Origin of the sequence: Salipiger mangrovisoli (assembly GCF_015223355.1) — a bacterium.
GTDB lineage: Bacteria > Pseudomonadota > Alphaproteobacteria > Rhodobacterales > Rhodobacteraceae > Salipiger > Salipiger mangrovisoli.
The window spans coordinates 61,448-76,672 of the sequence record NZ_JADFFK010000018.1; the positions used below are offsets into that span (position 1 = coordinate 61,448).

General features: G+C 68.1%; 12 protein-coding genes. 10 read left to right on the forward strand and 2 right to left on the reverse strand.

Translation table 11 applies throughout. The features are described 5' to 3' along the window. Positions 1 to 51: 51 nt before the first annotated feature. From IQ782_RS20960 to hutC, 5 genes are all read left to right on the forward strand, one after another. A complete protein-coding gene (locus IQ782_RS20960) occupies positions 52 to 873 on the forward strand; it encodes a transporter substrate-binding domain-containing protein (protein WP_095882666.1) in 822 nt (273 codons plus the stop codon). 127 nt (positions 874 to 1,000) lie between these two features. Then, positions 1,001 to 1,645: an amino acid ABC transporter permease gene (locus tag IQ782_RS20965; protein WP_194136624.1), complete on the forward strand. Its 645-nt coding sequence runs from the start codon at positions 1,001 to 1,003 to the stop codon at positions 1,643 to 1,645. Further along, positions 1,645 to 2,313, forward strand: a complete 669-nt coding sequence (locus IQ782_RS20970; RefSeq protein ID WP_194136625.1) for an amino acid ABC transporter permease — start codon at positions 1,645 to 1,647, stop codon at positions 2,311 to 2,313. Before IQ782_RS20965 ends, IQ782_RS20970 begins: the two co-directional genes overlap by 1 nt. Then, positions 2,310 to 3,101 carry an amino acid ABC transporter ATP-binding protein gene (locus tag IQ782_RS20975; protein ID WP_194136626.1) on the forward strand — a complete coding sequence of 264 codons (792 nt, stop codon included), beginning with the start codon at positions 2,310 to 2,312 and terminating at the stop codon, positions 3,099 to 3,101. Before IQ782_RS20970 ends, IQ782_RS20975 begins: the two co-directional genes overlap by 4 nt. A gap of 11 nt (positions 3,102 to 3,112) precedes the next feature. Next, on the forward strand, positions 3,113 to 3,841 hold the full coding sequence (gene hutC / locus IQ782_RS20980; RefSeq protein WP_194136627.1) for a histidine utilization repressor: 729 nt from the start codon (positions 3,113 to 3,115) through the stop codon (positions 3,839 to 3,841). A gap of 6 nt (positions 3,842 to 3,847) precedes the next feature. Here the strand turns inward: hutC and IQ782_RS20985 are convergent, their stop codons facing one another. After that, positions 3,848 to 4,450 (reverse strand): TetR/AcrR family transcriptional regulator, encoded by a 603-nt coding sequence (locus IQ782_RS20985; protein WP_240989452.1) that lies wholly within the window; start codon positions 4,448 to 4,450, stop codon positions 3,848 to 3,850. A gap of 205 nt (positions 4,451 to 4,655) precedes the next feature. Here IQ782_RS20985 and IQ782_RS20990 point away from each other — a divergent pair, with 205 nt between their 5' ends. From IQ782_RS20990 to IQ782_RS21000, 3 genes are all read left to right on the forward strand, one after another. Continuing rightward, positions 4,656 to 5,816: an efflux RND transporter periplasmic adaptor subunit gene (locus IQ782_RS20990; protein WP_194136629.1), complete on the forward strand. Its 1,161-nt coding sequence runs from the start codon at positions 4,656 to 4,658 to the stop codon at positions 5,814 to 5,816. Positions 5,817 to 5,838: 22 nt separating this feature from the next. Continuing rightward, the gene (locus IQ782_RS20995) at positions 5,839 to 8,973 is read left to right on the forward strand and encodes an efflux RND transporter permease subunit (protein ID WP_194136630.1); all 3,135 of its coding nucleotides are present in this window, start codon (positions 5,839 to 5,841) and stop codon (positions 8,971 to 8,973) included. A gap of 165 nt (positions 8,974 to 9,138) precedes the next feature. Next, a complete protein-coding gene (locus IQ782_RS21000; protein WP_194136631.1) occupies positions 9,139 to 10,113 on the forward strand; it encodes an acetamidase/formamidase family protein in 975 nt (324 codons plus the stop codon). On the opposite strand, the gene IQ782_RS21005 is transcribed toward IQ782_RS21000, so the two are convergent. Further along, positions 10,110 to 12,287 carry a SulP family inorganic anion transporter gene (locus IQ782_RS21005; RefSeq protein WP_194136632.1) on the reverse strand — a complete coding sequence of 726 codons (2,178 nt, stop codon included), beginning with the start codon at positions 12,285 to 12,287 and terminating at the stop codon, positions 10,110 to 10,112. The genes IQ782_RS21000 and IQ782_RS21005 overlap by 4 nt on opposite strands. 288 nt (positions 12,288 to 12,575) lie before the next feature. Between IQ782_RS21005 and glsA the strand changes: the two genes are divergently transcribed. Further along, positions 12,576 to 14,426, forward strand: a complete 1,851-nt coding sequence (glsA, locus tag IQ782_RS21010; RefSeq protein WP_194136633.1) for a glutaminase A — start codon at positions 12,576 to 12,578, stop codon at positions 14,424 to 14,426. Next, complete coding sequence (locus tag IQ782_RS21015; RefSeq protein ID WP_194136634.1) at positions 14,423 to 15,196, forward strand: Tll0287-like domain-containing protein; 774 nt, start codon at positions 14,423 to 14,425, stop codon at positions 15,194 to 15,196. Before glsA ends, IQ782_RS21015 begins: the two co-directional genes overlap by 4 nt. Positions 15,197 to 15,225: the final 29 nt, after the last annotated feature.

Consider the following 15,225-nt stretch of genomic DNA (forward strand, 5'->3'; position numbering starts at 1 on the left):
GGAACCCGGCCCGAGGTATGGCAGGGACCGACAACAGGGAGACTACTGAATATGCGCAACAAAGTCATCTCCGCACTCGCGGGTGCCGCGCTTCTGATGGGTGGGGCCGCAGCGGCCCAGGCGCAGGACGCGCTGGCACGCATCAAGGAAGCCGGCGTCATGAAGGTCGGCACCGAGACCGCCTTTGCCCCGTTCGACTACATCGACGCGGGTGATCACGTCGGCCTCAACATGGACGTCTTCGCCGCCATCGGCGAGGAACTGGGCGTCGAGATCGAGTGGATCACCCTCGACTGGGCCGGTGTTCTGCCGGGCCTCGAAGCGGGCCAGTTCGACATGGTCGCGGGCCCCGCAACCATCACCAAGGCCCGGATGGAGCGCTACCGCTTCACCCCGCCGATCGCCGAGGCCACCGTGGCCCTGCTGAAGTCGGCCAAGGATGATTCGATCACCAAGCCCGAGGACATCGCCGGCAAGACCATCGGCTCCGGCCACGCCACCGCACAGCTCGCCCAGCTCGAAGAGTTCGGCAAGACGCTGACCCCGGCGCCGGAAACCAAGGACTACGTCTCGTTCAACGAGGCCTATGCCGACCTCGCCGCGGGCCGCATTGCCGGTGTCGCCAACTCGCTGCCGAACATCGCCTTCGTGGCGCAGCAGCGCCCCGAGATCTTCGCGGTGGTTGCGCCCTTCGGAACCAAGACCTACTTCGGCTTCCCCGGCCTGAAGGACGATGACCACGCCTCGCTGATGGACGCGATCGACGCCGCGATCCTCAAGATGAAGGCAGACGGCCGCCTCGGCGAGATGCAGCAGAAGTGGTTTGGCCAGACCTTCGACACGCCCGACGCCGTGACCGAGCCCAACATCTAACGCGATCCCTGCCGGTCCGTTCACCCGGACCGGCCCTTTCGGCCTGGCCGGCGGCCGGTCCCATGGGGCCACCGCCGGCATTTTTCTCCCCCGTAACACACGCCAAGCCCGAGGCAATTCCCGGAACATGAGCTGGAAACTCTTCAACCTGCTGCTCGAGGCCTCGCTGATGACGATCTTCGTCAGCACGGTTTCGATCCTGATCGGCCTGTTCCTGGCGATCCTTCTGTCGGCGGCGAACCTGTCGGGCATCCGCCCGCTGCAATGGTTCGCGAAATTCTTCATCTCCTTCTTCCGCGGCACGCCGCTGCTGGTGCAGCTGCTGCTGCTCTACAACCTGCTGCCGGTGGTCGGGATCCAAATCCCCTCGCTGGTCACCGCGATCATCGGCCTGTCGATCTGCACCGCCGCCTACCAGGCGGAAAACCTGCGCGGCGGCTTCGAGGGGGTGCCCACCGGCCTCGTGGAAAGCGCCGACATGGCGGGCTTCAGCCCGGTGCAGACCTTCTTCCACATCCGCGTGCCGATCGCCCTGCGGCTGACGCTGCCGGCGCTGATCAACGAGGCGATCCTGATCCTCAAGGCCTCGTCGCTGGTCTCGGTCGTCGGTCTCATCGAGCTGACCCGCATGGCGCAGAACCTCGTCGCCTCGACCTTCATGCCGCTGGAGATCTACGCCAGCGCCGGGCTCATCTACCTGGTGATCAACCTCGTGGTGGCCACGGCGGGCCGCCAGCTCGAACGCCGCCTGCCGGGCGTGGGAGGCAAGTGATGGGCTTTGATTTCAACGTCATCCTCTCGAAGCAGGACGCGCTGGTCTCCGGCATCGGCATGACGATCTTTGTCTGGGTCGTCGGCACGCTCTTCGCCGCGGTGATCGGTTTTGTCATCGCCACCGCGCGGCGCTACGGCGGCGTGATCGTCGACAAGGCGCTGACCGTGCCGATCGAGGTGATCCGCGGCACGCCCTTCCTGGTGCAGCTCTTCCTGCTCTACTTCGGCGGCCCCTACATCGGCCTGTCGCTGGACGCACTGCCGGCGGGTCTGCTGGCGCTGAGCATCTACGGCGCGGCCTATTTCGCCGAGATCTTCCGCGCCGGCTACCAGTCGGTGCCGCCGGGCCATGTCGAGGCGGCGGAATGCCTCGGCTTCACCCGCATCCAGATCATCCGCAACATCCTGCTGCCCGAAATGGCGCTGCTGGTGATCCCGCCCTCGGTCAACATGGCGATCATCCTGCTGAAGGAGACGGCGCTGCTCTCGCTCATCACGGTGCCCGAGATGACGATGACCGCCAGCGCCATCGGCTCGCAGGAATACGCCTTCGTCGAGGCGATGGTGCTGATCGCGCTCGTCTACTGGGTGCTGGTCGAACTGGCGGGCCTGCTGGGGCGGCTCGCGGAAAAGAAACTCTCAAGATACAGGCTGGCCAAGGCATGAGCGACAACGCGATCTCCGTTCAGCATCTGGTGAAACGCTTCGGCACGACCACCGTGCTCGATGACATCTCGCTGGAAATCCCGCGCGGGCAGGTATCCTGCCTGATCGGCCCCTCGGGCTCGGGCAAGTCGACGCTGCTGCGCTGCATGGCCTTCCTCGAAGAGGCCACCGACGGCTCGATCTTCATCGAGGGCGCGCCGCTCGGTTTCGTCTACGACGGCGCGGGCAAGCGCCAGCGCCAGAGCGCGACCGAGCTGCGCAAGGTGCGCTCGCAGATCGGCATGGTGTTCCAGCAGTTCAACCTCTGGCCGCATATGACCGCGCTCGGCAACGTCTCGGCGGCGCTGCGCCGGGTGCGCAAGATGGGCAAGGCCGAGGCCGAGGAAAAGGCCATGGTGCAGCTGCGCAAGGTTGGTCTGGAGAACCGCGCCGGGCACTACCCCAGCCAGCTCTCGGGCGGCCAGCAGCAGCGCGTCGCCATCGCCCGCTCGCTCGCGCTGGAGCCCAAGATCATGCTCTTCGACGAGCCGACCTCGGCGCTCGACCCGGAACTGACCGGCGAGGTGCTGAACGTGATGCGCAGCCTCGCGGCCGAAGGCATGACCATGGTCGTGGTGACCCACGAGATCGGCTTTGCCGCCACCGTGGGCAATCAGATCAGCTTCCTTGACCACGGCAAGCTGCTGTTCACCGACGCGCCGTCGAAGGCTTTTGCCAAGCCTCGGCATCCGCGTCTCGAACAGTTCCTCGACACCTACCTTGACCGCGGCGCCTCGACGCTGGTCTGACGGGGAGTGGCATGAGCAAGGAGAGCGCCCCCAGAGCTTCGCTGCACGACCGCATCCGCAGCGACCTCGAGGGCAAGATCCTCTCCGGCGCCTGGCCGCCCGGACACCGTATCCCGACCGAGCAGGAGCTGCGGACGGAATACGGCTGTTCGCGGATGACCGTGAACAAGGTGATGACCCAGCTCGCCAATGCCGGGCTGGTGCTGCGGCGGCGCAAGACGGGCTCGATCGTCATGCCGCAGCAGAGCCAGAACGCGGTGCTTGAAATCAAGGACATCAAGGACGAGGTGACCGCCCGCGGCGGGGTCTATCGCCACGCGGTGATCGATCGGACGCTGCGCAAGGCGCTTCCGGGCGAGGCGGGCGAGCTGGGGATCGAGGCGGGCACAGAGGTGCTGGCGCTGATATGCCTGCATTATGCCGACGAAGAGCCCTTCTGCCTTGAGGACCGGGTGATCAATCTCGAGGTGGCACCCGCCGCGCGCGAGGAAAGCTTTGCCGAGCTGGCGCCGGGCGTTTGGCTTCTGCGCCATATCCCGTGGAGCGAGGCCGAACACACGATTGCTGCCGTCGGTGCGACGGCGCGCGTCGCCAAGCTGCTCGATCTGACGGCAGGTACGCCGTGCCTGGTGATGGAGCGCCGCACCTGGCGCCAGGGCGAGACGGTGACCGAGGTGCGGCTGACCTATCCCGGTGCCGCGAACCGCCTGAGCGCCCGCTTCACGCCGTCGCTGACCTGATCGGCCTCAGCGCGGTCTTGCGCCGTCGAGGAACAGGCTGATGGCGCGGTCGCGCCGCGTCGCGCGCGCCTCGGGCGAGGCGCAGTAGCGCTGCGGGTCGAGCAGCTTGTGGATGCCGTTGCCAAAGGCCATGTCCATCAGCATCTCGGCGGCCGGGTCGCATTGCTCGGGTCTGAGCGCCAGTTCGCCCCGCTCCGCGGCCTCGGACAGCTCTCGCGCGATGTGGGTGCGCAGGCTGAGCGCACCTGTCTCGAGAATGCTGCAGGCCAGCTTGGGATAGGTCGGCGCCGAGGTGATCACTGCGCGCAGCAGTTCCAGCGGCGCCTCGTTCAAACTCGGTTCCTCGTTCAGCGTCAGAAGGTGCCGCAGCCGGTCCTCGAGCGGCGCGCCCTCGGTCTGGCTGTCGCGGCTGCGAAAGATTCGCTCGCCAATACGCGCGAAACAGGCACCCAGCAGGGCCTCTCGGCTGTCGAACATCGTGTAGATGGTGCGCTTCGACATGTGTACCTGCCGCGCGATCGCGGCGACCGAGGCGTCCTCGAGGCCGCGCTCGGCGATCATCTGCGTTGCTGCGTCCAGCACCAGCTCTTCCCGCGTTTCCTGGTCCATCTGAACCGGCCGTCCGCGGCGGCGGGGCGGTGTCTGGTCGTCTTCGGGAAGGGCAGAATCTGTCATTGGTGTCCTTTGGTCACAGCGTCATCTCGAAAACGTAGCGCTGGTACATCTGCGCGCTTTACAAAACCATTGAGTTTCCTTATCGCAATTCACGACTTGTGCGCAAGATGCACATTATTGTTGTTTCCGGAGTCCTCCCATGCCGATCCGATCTGCCTCTGCCGTGCTGCGGCCGCTTGCCCTGCTTGCCGCCGTGATGCTCGCCCCAGCCGTTTCGGCCCAGCAGCAGGGCGAGCGGCCGCCGCAGCCGGTCACCGTCGTGACCCTGCAATCGTCCGATGTGACCCTGACCACCAAGCTGCCGGGGCGGGTGCAGGCCTCCGGCGTGGCCGAGGTGCGCCCGCAGGTCGGCGGCATCGTCATCGAGCGCCTCTTCGAGGAAGGCACGGCGGTCAACCGCGGCGATCCGCTCTACCGCATCGATCCGGCGAGCTACGAGGCCGCGAAAGCCTCGGCGGAAGCCAGCCTTGCGCAGGCGCAGGCAACGCTTGCCTCCGCGGACCGCGAGCTGAAACGCCAGCAGGAGCTCCGTGACCGCTCGGTGACCAGCCAGCAGACGCTGGATGACGCCCTGGCGGCGCGCGACGTGGCCGAGGCCGCGGTGAAAGTGGCCGAGGCGCAGCTGCTGTCGTCCGACATCGATCTCGAGCGCACCACGATCCGCGCGCCGCTGACCGGCGTCGTGGGCCTCTCGGATGCGACGCAGGGGGCGCTGGTGACTGCCGGCCAGTCCACCGCGCTGACCACGATCCGCGCCATCGACACGGTGAACGTCGATGTGACCCAGTCGGCCGCCGAGATGCTGCGATGGCGCCGCAGCGGCCAGGCGGCCGCGCGCGAGAGTGAAGCCAAGGTGAGTCTGCGCCTCGCCGACGGCGAGCTCTACGAGCACACCGGTCGCCTTGCCGCTGCCGAGCCGCACGTGAACGAGCAGACCGGCGTGGTCGTGCTGCGCCTCGAATTCCCCAACCCCGACCACTTCTTGCTGCCCGGCATGTACGTGCAGGTCGAGTTGCCGCAGGGCTCGGTCTATGCCGCCGTGCTGGTGCCGCAGGAAGGCGTGAGCCGTGACCGCCGCGGCCGCCCGATGGCCATGGTGGTGAACGCCGAGAACGTGGTGGAAACCCGCCAGCTGACCATCGAGAGCGACTACGGCAATCAATGGGTGGTCAGCGAAGGGCTCCTGGCCGGCGACCGTGTTGTGGTGGCCGGACTTCAGAAGATCGCCGAGGGTCAGACCGTGACCCCGGAAGAGCGCGCCGCCGCCGGCACCGAAGACACCGCCGCGGCCAGCGAGTGACCCCGACGCAAGGAACCTGACAATGGCACGCTTTTTCATCGACCGCCCGGTCTTTGCCTGGGTGATCTCGATCCTCATCATGGGGATCGGGGTGCTCTCGATCCTCAATCTTCCCATCGCGCAATATCCCGAGATCGCACCGCCTTCGGTCCGGATCAGCGCGCAGTATCCCGGTGCCTCGGCCGAGACGGTGGCCAACACGGTCACCCAGATCGTCGAGCAGCAGATGACCGGGCTCGACGGCATGCGCTACATGTCGTCCTCCTCGACCTCGGCGGGCACCTCGTCGATCACCCTGACCTTCGAATCCGGCACCGATCCGGACGTGGCGCAGGTGCAGGTGCAGAACAAGCTGTCACAGGCGACCTCGCTGCTGCCCGAGACGGTGCAGCGGCTCGGCGTCACCGTGGAAAAGGCCTCCTCGTCCTTCATGATGGTGATCGGCCTGATCTCGGATGACGGCCGCATGGATCAGGCCGACCTCTCGGACTACCTGAACTCGAACCTCGTGGACGAGTTCAGCCGGATCGAGGGCGTCGGCGGGGCGCAGGTCTTCGGCGCGCAATACGCGATGCGGATCTGGCTCGACCCGTCCAAGCTCTCGGCCTTCGAAATGACCCCGTCGGACGTGGTCAGCGCGGTCTCGGCGCAGAACGCGCAGATCTCGGCCGGTGCCTTCGGCACGCTGCCTGCCCCCGAGGGCCAGCAGCTCAACGCCACGATCACCGCGCAGTCGCTGCTCAGCACCCCCGAGGATTTCCGCAACATCGTGCTGCGCTCGGAAACCGACGGCGGCCTCGTGCTGCTCAAGGACGTGGCGCGGGTCGAGGTCGGGGCCGAGAGCTACTCGACCATCGCGCGCTACAACGGCAAGCCCGCCTCGGGCATGGCGCTGCAGCTCGCCTCGGGCGCCAACGCGCTCGACACCGCCGAGCGGGTGAAGACGCGCCTTGCGGAATACTCCGAGTTCTTCCCGGAAGGCGTGAGCTACGTCATCCCCTATGACACCACCCCGTTCATCGAGATCTCGATCCACGAGGTGCAGAAGACCCTGATCGAGGCCATCGTGCTGGTGTTCTTCGTGATGCTGCTGTTCCTGCAGAACATCCGCGCGACGATCATCCCGACGCTGGCCGTGCCGGTCGTCATCCTCGGCACCTTCGCGATCCTCGCCATGGCGGGCTTCACGATCAACACGCTGACCATGCTCGCCATGGTGCTGGCCATCGGCCTGCTCGTCGACGACGCCATCGTGGTGGTGGAGAACGTCGAGCGGATCATGGAGGAAGAAGGGCTTTCGCCGCGCGAGGCGACGCGCAAGTCGATGGGGCAGATCACCGGTGCACTGGTCGGCATCGCGCTGGTGCTCTCGGCGGTGTTCGTGCCGATGGCCTTCTTCGGCGGCTCGACCGGGATCATCTACCGGCAGTTCTCGATCACCATCGTCTCGGCCATGGGCCTGTCGGTGCTGGTCGCGCTGACCCTGACCCCGGCGCTCTGCGCCACCATCCTCAAGTCCAAGGACGCGCATCACAGCAACCGCGGCCCGCTGGGCTGGTTCAACAAGGGCTTCGACAAGCTGACCGGCGGCTATGCCGGCACCGTCGGCCATATCATCAAGCGCCCGCTGCGCATGCTGGTGGTCTACGGCGCGCTTGGCTATGCCATGGTCTTCCTGTTCAACAACACCCCCACCGGCTTCCTGCCGGACGAGGACCAGGGCATCCTGATGACCCTCGTCCAGGGTCCGACCGGGGCCACCGCCGAGCGCACGCTCGACGTGGTCGAACAGGTGCAGGAGCATTTCGCAGCGGAATCCGAGGCGGTGGACTCGATGTTCGGCGTGGTCGGCTTCTCCTTCGCCGGGCAGGGGCAGAACATGGGTCTGGCCTTCGTGCGGATGAAGGACTGGTCCGAGCGCCCGTCGCCCGCGCAGAGCGTGCAGGCGGTGGCAGGCCGTGCCTTCCCTGCCTTCATGGGCATCCGCGACGCGATGGTGTTCCCGATCGTGCCGCCCGCGGTGATCGAGCTGGGCAACGTCTCGGGCTTCGACTTCTACCTGCAGGCGCAGGGTGGCCAGACGCATGAGCAACTCCTGACCGCGCGCAACCAGCTGCTCGGCATGGCCTCGCAAAGCCCGCTGATCGCCTCGATCCGCCCCTCGGGGCTGGAAGATGCGGCGCAGTTCAATCTCGACATCGACTGGCGGGCCGCCGGCGCGATGGGGGTGACCCCGACCAACGTCGGCAACACGCTGTCGATCGCCTGGGCGGGTCAGTACGTCAACGACTTCAACGACAACGGCCGGATCAAGCGGGTTTACGTTCAAGGCGAGGCCGACAGCCGTGCAACCCCCTCGGACCTCGAGAAGTGGCGGGTGCGCAATGCCTCGGGCGATCTCGTGCCCTTTGCCAACTTCACCAAGGAGAACTGGACCTACGGCCCGCAAGGTCTTAACCGCTACAACGGCGTGCCGGCAATGCAGCTCCAGGGCTCGCCCGTGCCGGGCGTGACAACCGGCGAGGCCATGGCCGAAATCGAGAAGCTCGCCAGCCAGCTGCCGCCGGGCTACCAGATCGCCTGGACCGGTCTTTCGCTGGAAGAGCGCGCCTCGGGCGGCTCGGCACCGCTGCTTTACGGGCTGTCGCTCGCCGCGATCTTCCTCTGCCTCGCGGCGCTCTATGAAAGCTGGACGATCCCCTTCTCGGTGATGCTGGCGATGCCGATCGGCGTGCTCGGCACCATGGGCGCGGCCTATTGGTTCGGCTTCGAGAACGGCGTCTTCTTCCAGGTCGGCCTGCTGACCGTGATCGGCCTGACGGGCAAGAACGCGATCCTGATCGTGGAATTCGCCCGAGAACGCTACGAGGCCGGCGAAGAGCTTCTGGTCGCGGTGAAGGAGGCGGCGCGCCAGCGCTTCCGTCCGATCATCATGACCTCGCTGGCCTTCTCGCTGGGCGTGGTGCCGCTGGTGCTGTCCTCGGGCGCGGGTGCCGGCGGACGTCAGGCGGTGGGCTCGGCCGTGCTGGGCGGGACCATCACCGGCACCGTGCTGGGCGTGCTCTTCGTGCCGCTGTTCTTCGTTGTCGTGATGAAGATTTTCGGCCGCAAGAAGGAACGCGAGCTGGCGGCCAAGCGGGCCGAGATGGCCAGCTGATCGCCAGAGCATTCTGAAATGAGAGAGCGGGCCCTCGGGTCCGCTCTTTTTTTGGGATCGTGGGCGCGGCCTGCCCGGCGCGGGGCCGGGCGGATCGGGCGTGGCGCTTTACCTTCCGTCCCCGTGCCGCGAAGCTGCGCCCGACCCAACCCGGAGCCCAGCGACATGACCCACCACCACCTCGCCGCCACCCCGCAGACCGTCCACTGGGGCCGCTTCTGGTCGGAGCTTCCGCCGGTGATGACCGTGGCGCCTGGCGATCGGGTGACCATCCAGACCTTTTCGGGGCGCGAGGAACTGCTGCCCGCCGAGGATACGGGCATGACCGTCCAGCCCGAACTGCGCGAGATCCTCGCCGCCGGTCTGCCGCGCGTCGCCCACCTGCTGACCGGCCCCGTGGCGATCGAAGGGGCGATGCCCGGAGATGTGCTGAAGGTCGAGATCGAGCGCATCGAGCTGGGGGCGGACTGGGGTTTCAACCTCGTGCGTCCTGCCGCGGGAACGCTACCCGGAGAATTCCCGGTCTCGCAGCAGGCGCTCTCGCTGATCCCCATCGACCGCGCCACGAAGACCTGTCGCCTGCCCTGGGGCGCGACCCTGCCGCTCGATCCCTTCTTCGGCGTCATGGGCGTGGCCCCGGCACCGGAATGGGGAGAGATCACCTCGATCCAGCCACGGCTGCACGGTGGCAACATGGACCTGAAACTGCTGACCGAGGGGGCGACTCTCTACCTGCCGGTGCAGGCCGAGGGAGCGCTCTTCTCCTGCGGCGACGGGCATGGCTGCCAGGGCGATGGCGAGGTCTGCATCACCGCGCTTGAGACCGCGCTCACCGGCACCTTCCGCTTTGACCTGCTGAAGGCAGAGGCCGGGCGCATCGATCACCCGCGCGCGGAGACCCCGACCGAGCTGATCTCGATGGGGTTCCATGCCAGCCTCGACACCGCGCTTCAGATCGCGCTGCGGCAGATGATCGGGATGATCCGCGAGCGCACGGGCATCACCGAGACCGAGGCTTACCAACTCTGCTCTCTGGCCGCGGATTTCGCCATCACCCAGTCGGTGAACCAGGAAAAGGGCGTGCACGGGCGGCTCAGGAAATCGATCCTCGAAAGTGGCAGCGCCGCGGCAGCGGACTAGACCCCGGCGTCGCGGAACAGCTCGGTCATCCGCATCAGGCGCCGCGCGAGATGCTGCGCCACGATCCGGTGCAGGATCGCGGCGGCGGCGCGCCCCTGGTCGCTGTCCGGGATGAGATCGAGATCGATGCGCAGCACGGTCGCCTCGCTGTCGGCCAGCACCGCCGCGGTGCGCGGCACCTCGGCATAGTAGGCGATCTCGCCCACCAGCGCGCCGGGCTGCAGCCGCGCGACCACGCGGGGGCGGCGGTCGGCACCTGCGATCTCGGCGCGGAGCTGGCCGGTCAGCAGCTGGTAGACCTCGGCCGAGGGGCTGCCGGCGGGGATCAGGCACGCACCCTTGCGCAGCGGCATCACCTCGGTGAACCGCCGCAGGTCGAGACCGGGGCAGTCGCGCGACAGCACCTCAAGCAGGCTCTCGGCGGGCCGGGGCCGCGCATCGCCGAGCAGCCGGCTCTCGATCGCCAGCAGCGCATCGTCGAGCGTGGGCTGGCGGCTCGCTGATGCCAGCGCCGCAGGGCCGTCCAGCAGCGGCCGGGCCGCAGCGGGCACGGCGCTCAGCGTCAGCTCGGTCCGGCGCCGGGCGCAGGCCTCGGCGATGCGGGCAATGGCATGGGCGGCCGAGGTGTCGATGCCGGTCACCCGCGCGAAGTCCAGCACGATGCGCTTCGGCGGCCGGGGTCCGCCCAGCTCGGTGCGAAGCTGGTCGAGCAGCCGGTGTGCCGTGCCGAAGAACAGGTAGCCCTCGAGCTCGAAGATCGCGGTTTCGCGCCCCGGTCCGGCCAGCAGCGCCTGCTCGGTCCGGCCGCGCTCGACCGAGGAGCGGCGGGCCGCGCCCGTTGTCCGCAGACGCACCACGTCCACCCCGGCGTAGGAGACGGTGAACAGCACCACCGCCGCCAGCAGCCCGACACAGAGCGCGCTCAGGAATCCCACGGTGGCGGCGGTCAGCACGATTGCCCAGATCACCGCCATGTCCATCACCGGCAAATGCCTGCGGCGCAGCCAAAGCCATTCGTAGAGCAGGTCGATCCCGAGGAAGGCCACCACCGAGGCGGCAAGCCCGACCGGGAAGACCGACAATGCCGACGCGCCGAAGAGCAGCGTCACCGCTGCGGCGAGCGCGACGCAAAGCGCGGAACTTTGCCCGGTCAGCCCCATTCTCGCCGCCAGCACGGTTTCGCCGATCAGGTGGTATCCGGGAAAGCCTCCGGTCATCCCGGCAAGACCGTTCGCAAACCCGGTGACTTTCAGCTCGCGCTCGAGGTCGAAGTCATGCCCCAGCGCCACCTCGAGGCCGCTCGAGTTGACCAGCACGCCAAGCACGGCCATCGCGGCAATGGCGATCACCGTCGGGATCTGGTGCAGGATCAGCCCCCACTGCGCCTGAAGCGGCAGCGCGGGCGACAGGCCCTGCAGGAAGTTCGCCGCCTCGAAGGGTCCAAGCAGAAGCCCCTTTCGCCCGGCGGTCTCAAGGTCGATGCCGAGCAGCCAGAGCGCGGCGTAGAAGCCCGCTGCGCCGAACATCAGCAGCACAGGCAGCGCGAGTTCCGAGCGCGTCGCGCGCAGGACGATCACCGCAGACAGGCTGAACAGCAGCCACGCCCCCCAGTGCCAGACCACGCCCGGCTGCGTCAGCGGCGCGAGCGACCAGACCGACACTTCCTGCTTCACCAGCATCGACAGGGCGCCGATCAGCAGCAGCAGCCCTGTTGCGCTGAGAAACCCGCCGATCACCGGGTAGGGCAGGTAGCGCGCCAGCGTGCCAAGCCGCCAGCGCCCGGCCAGATAGAGCGCGGCGGCGGCGGACAAGGAGGAGACGCCGGTCAGCGTCGCGACGGTGGCAAAGGCGGTCTCGCCCGGTCCAAGCGCGGCGCTGATGCCGCCCGCCGCCCCGGCCAGCAGCAGCGCGGGCACATCCTGCGGCTGCGCGATCGTTCCGCGGAACGAGCCGCGCAGGCTGACCACCAGCGGCAGGCCCACCGCGCCCAGGAGCGCAAGGCCGATCCCCTTGCCGAGCTGCCCGGCCAGCGGCCCCGAGTAGACCAGCGCAGCGAAGGAAATGACGAAGGACACCGACAGCACGGCAAGCACGGCAAACGCGATGCCAGCGCTCAGGACACGGGACAAACGGGTTCGGACCGGCACCGGCCCCTCGAAAATGACTTTGCTCAAAACCGGCGCTCTCCTCCTCGGGCGCTCTGGCGAGTTTTGCCTCCAAACGCCAGCCAAGCAAGGAGTTTCCCGCTATGCGGTAGTCTTGGCCGGAGGCCGCCGAGGACCGGCAGGGCGCTTGCGGCGCGCCTGGGTCTTCGGCGGATCCCTGCGCAGCAATGCCGCCGTCAGGGCAAAGGTTCGGCGTTCGCCGGGGAACCACTGCCAGCCGCGGCAATTCAAACTTGCCGTAGCGTCAGCATTTGCCGAGTATTGCCGGAATTGAACACAATGCATTGGAGGGCACGGATGCGGCCGTTTGCGGACGACGCGTTTCACGCGGGCAACAGCGTGCTTGGACGGTATCTCGACGCGCTGGTTGCCGCGCTTTCCGGCATCGACGCGGGCGAGGTGGCGACCTACATCCCGCAGCTCGGGCGCGCCGATCCGTCGGATTTCGGCATTGCCATCGTCACCGCCGACGGGCGGCTCTACCGCGCGGGTACCTGGGATCGCGCGGTGACCATCCAGTCGGTCTCGAAGCCGTTCATGTACGGCCAGGCGCTGACCGAACTGGGACGCGAGCGGGTGCTGGCCAGCGTCGGGGTGGAGCCGACAGGCGAGCGGTTCAACTCGATCGTGCTCGACGAGCAGCACAACCGCGCCTTCAACCCGATGGTCAACTCGGGCGCCATCGTCACCGCTTCCCTGCTCACCCGCGCCACCGCCGAGGCGGGGGCGGCCGACATGCTCGACCTGTTCTCGCGGCTCGCCGGGCGGCGGCTCGACATCGATGCGGAGGTGTTTCGCTCCGAGGATGAAACCGGCCACCGCAACCGCGCCATCGCCTGGTTGATGCTGAACTCGGGGATGATCGAGCCGGAGCCGGACATGGTTCTGGACCTCTACTTCCGGCAATGCTCGGTGCTGGTGAACTGCGCCGACCTTGCCGCCATGGCCTGCACGTTGGCGACGCTCGGCCGCCAGCCGATGACCGGCGATCAGGTGTTTTCGCCCGAGGTGACGCGCGACGTGCTGTCGGTGATGACCACCTGCGGCATGTACGATTACGCGGGTCAATGGCTCTATGACGTGGGCCTGCCCGCCAAGAGCGGCGTGTCTGGGATGATCATGGCGGTGGTGCCCGGGCAGATCGGTCTGGCGGTCTATTCGCCGAAGCTCGACGCGGTGGGCAATTCGGTGCGCGGCATCGAGGTCTGCCGGACCTTCGCGCGGGACTTCGGGCTGCACACCTGCACCAGCGCGCTTGACCCGGCGGCGGCGATCCGGCGGATCTATGGCGCGCGGGACGTGCACTCGCTGCGCCAGCGCACCGGGGCCGAGCGCGAGGTGCTGGCTGCCGTGGGCGACGCCTTTGCCGCCATCGAGCTGACCGGCCCGCTCTATTTCGCCGCCGCCGAGCGCGTCGCCAGCGAGGCCAGCCGCCAGGCGCGGGTGGCCGGGACCGTGGTGCTCGATTTCCGCAGGGTCGAGAGCATCGACGCCGCCGCGCTGGACCTGCTGTCGCGCATTCCCGGTCTTCTGGGCAGCGCGGGCAGCCGCGTGCTGATGACCGAAATCCCCGACCGTCTAGCCGCCCGTCTCGGCGCGGCGTTGGCGGCGCAGGGCGGAGAGGACGCGCTTGGCACCCCGACCACCGAAGCCGCACTGGAGGCATTCGAGGACGGGGTGCTCGGCGCGGCGCGCGTGAGCGGCAGGGCGGACGCGATGCGGCTCGACCAGGCCGAGCTGTTCAGCGGCCTGGACCCCCAGGACATCGTCCTGCTGGAAAACGCCGCGGCCAGCTTCTCCTATGCGCCGGGCACCCATATCATCACGCAGGGCGAGGCGGCGCTGGCCTTTTACGTGGTGGCGCGCGGCGTCGTCAGCATCACCATCCCGGTGGCCGAGGGCACGCGCCGGATCAGCGCGGTCGGGCCCGGACAGGCCTTTGGCGAGCTTGCGATGCTGGACGGCGGGCTGCGGTCGGCCAACGCCGTGGCCAGCGGGCCCGTCGTCTGCCACGCCTTTGCCATCGACCAGATCCGCGAGATCGCCGAGCGGCGGCCGCGCGCCTATGCAACCATCCTTGGCAACCTGGCGCGCAGCCTGTCGGATCGCCTGCGCGCCGCGAACGTGCAGATCGGAACCTTCGAATGAAACGTGCAGCCTGCAGGCCATGCGGCCGGGGACTTGGCATCGCCGGGCTCTGTCTGGCCGCGCTGGCGGCCCCGCTGGCAGCGCAGGACCTGGCCAGCCAGGTGGACACCGGCAACCGTCTCGCGGCCCTGCTGCGGGCGGGGCGGACGGTGGTCTCGGCGAACCAGGAGCGGATCAACGACGCCGCGCTGGTCGACAAGGGGCTGACGCCCGACGCCTTCATGGCGCAGGTCACGCAGACCTATGCAGAAGCCAATGGCGCGGCCCCGCTCGAGGGCGATCTCAGCGCGTTGCAGCGCCGGCTCACCGAGGCGCAGCTGGCGGCGATGCGCGAGGTGGTCACCGAGTCCCAGCCGCTGATCAACATGGAGGGCATGGGCTTCAAGGGCTTCATCCCGGCGGTCTTTGCCCGGCTGGTGAACGAGCGCTTCGGCGCCGCGGTGGGAGACCTGGCCCGCGTCAAGGTCACCGCACCGCCCGAGCTGGTGCGCAACCGCACGGCGCGGCCGGACGCCTGGGAGGCGCAGGTGATCGAGACCCGGTTCGGCGCGGCCGGCCACGACAAAGGTGCCGCCTGGTACGAGATGGTGCCGGGCGCTCAGGGAGGCGAGGAGTTCCGCATGCTGATCCCCGAGTATTACGCAGCGTCCTGCCTCAGCTGCCATGGCACGCCGAAGGGTGAGGTCGACATCACCGGCTTCCCCAAGGAAGGCGGCGCGGAGGGCGATCTTGGCGGCGCGATCTCGATCACCCTCTCCGCGGGCCAATGACCGGCCCGGCGGCAGGTTCCGGCCCGCGC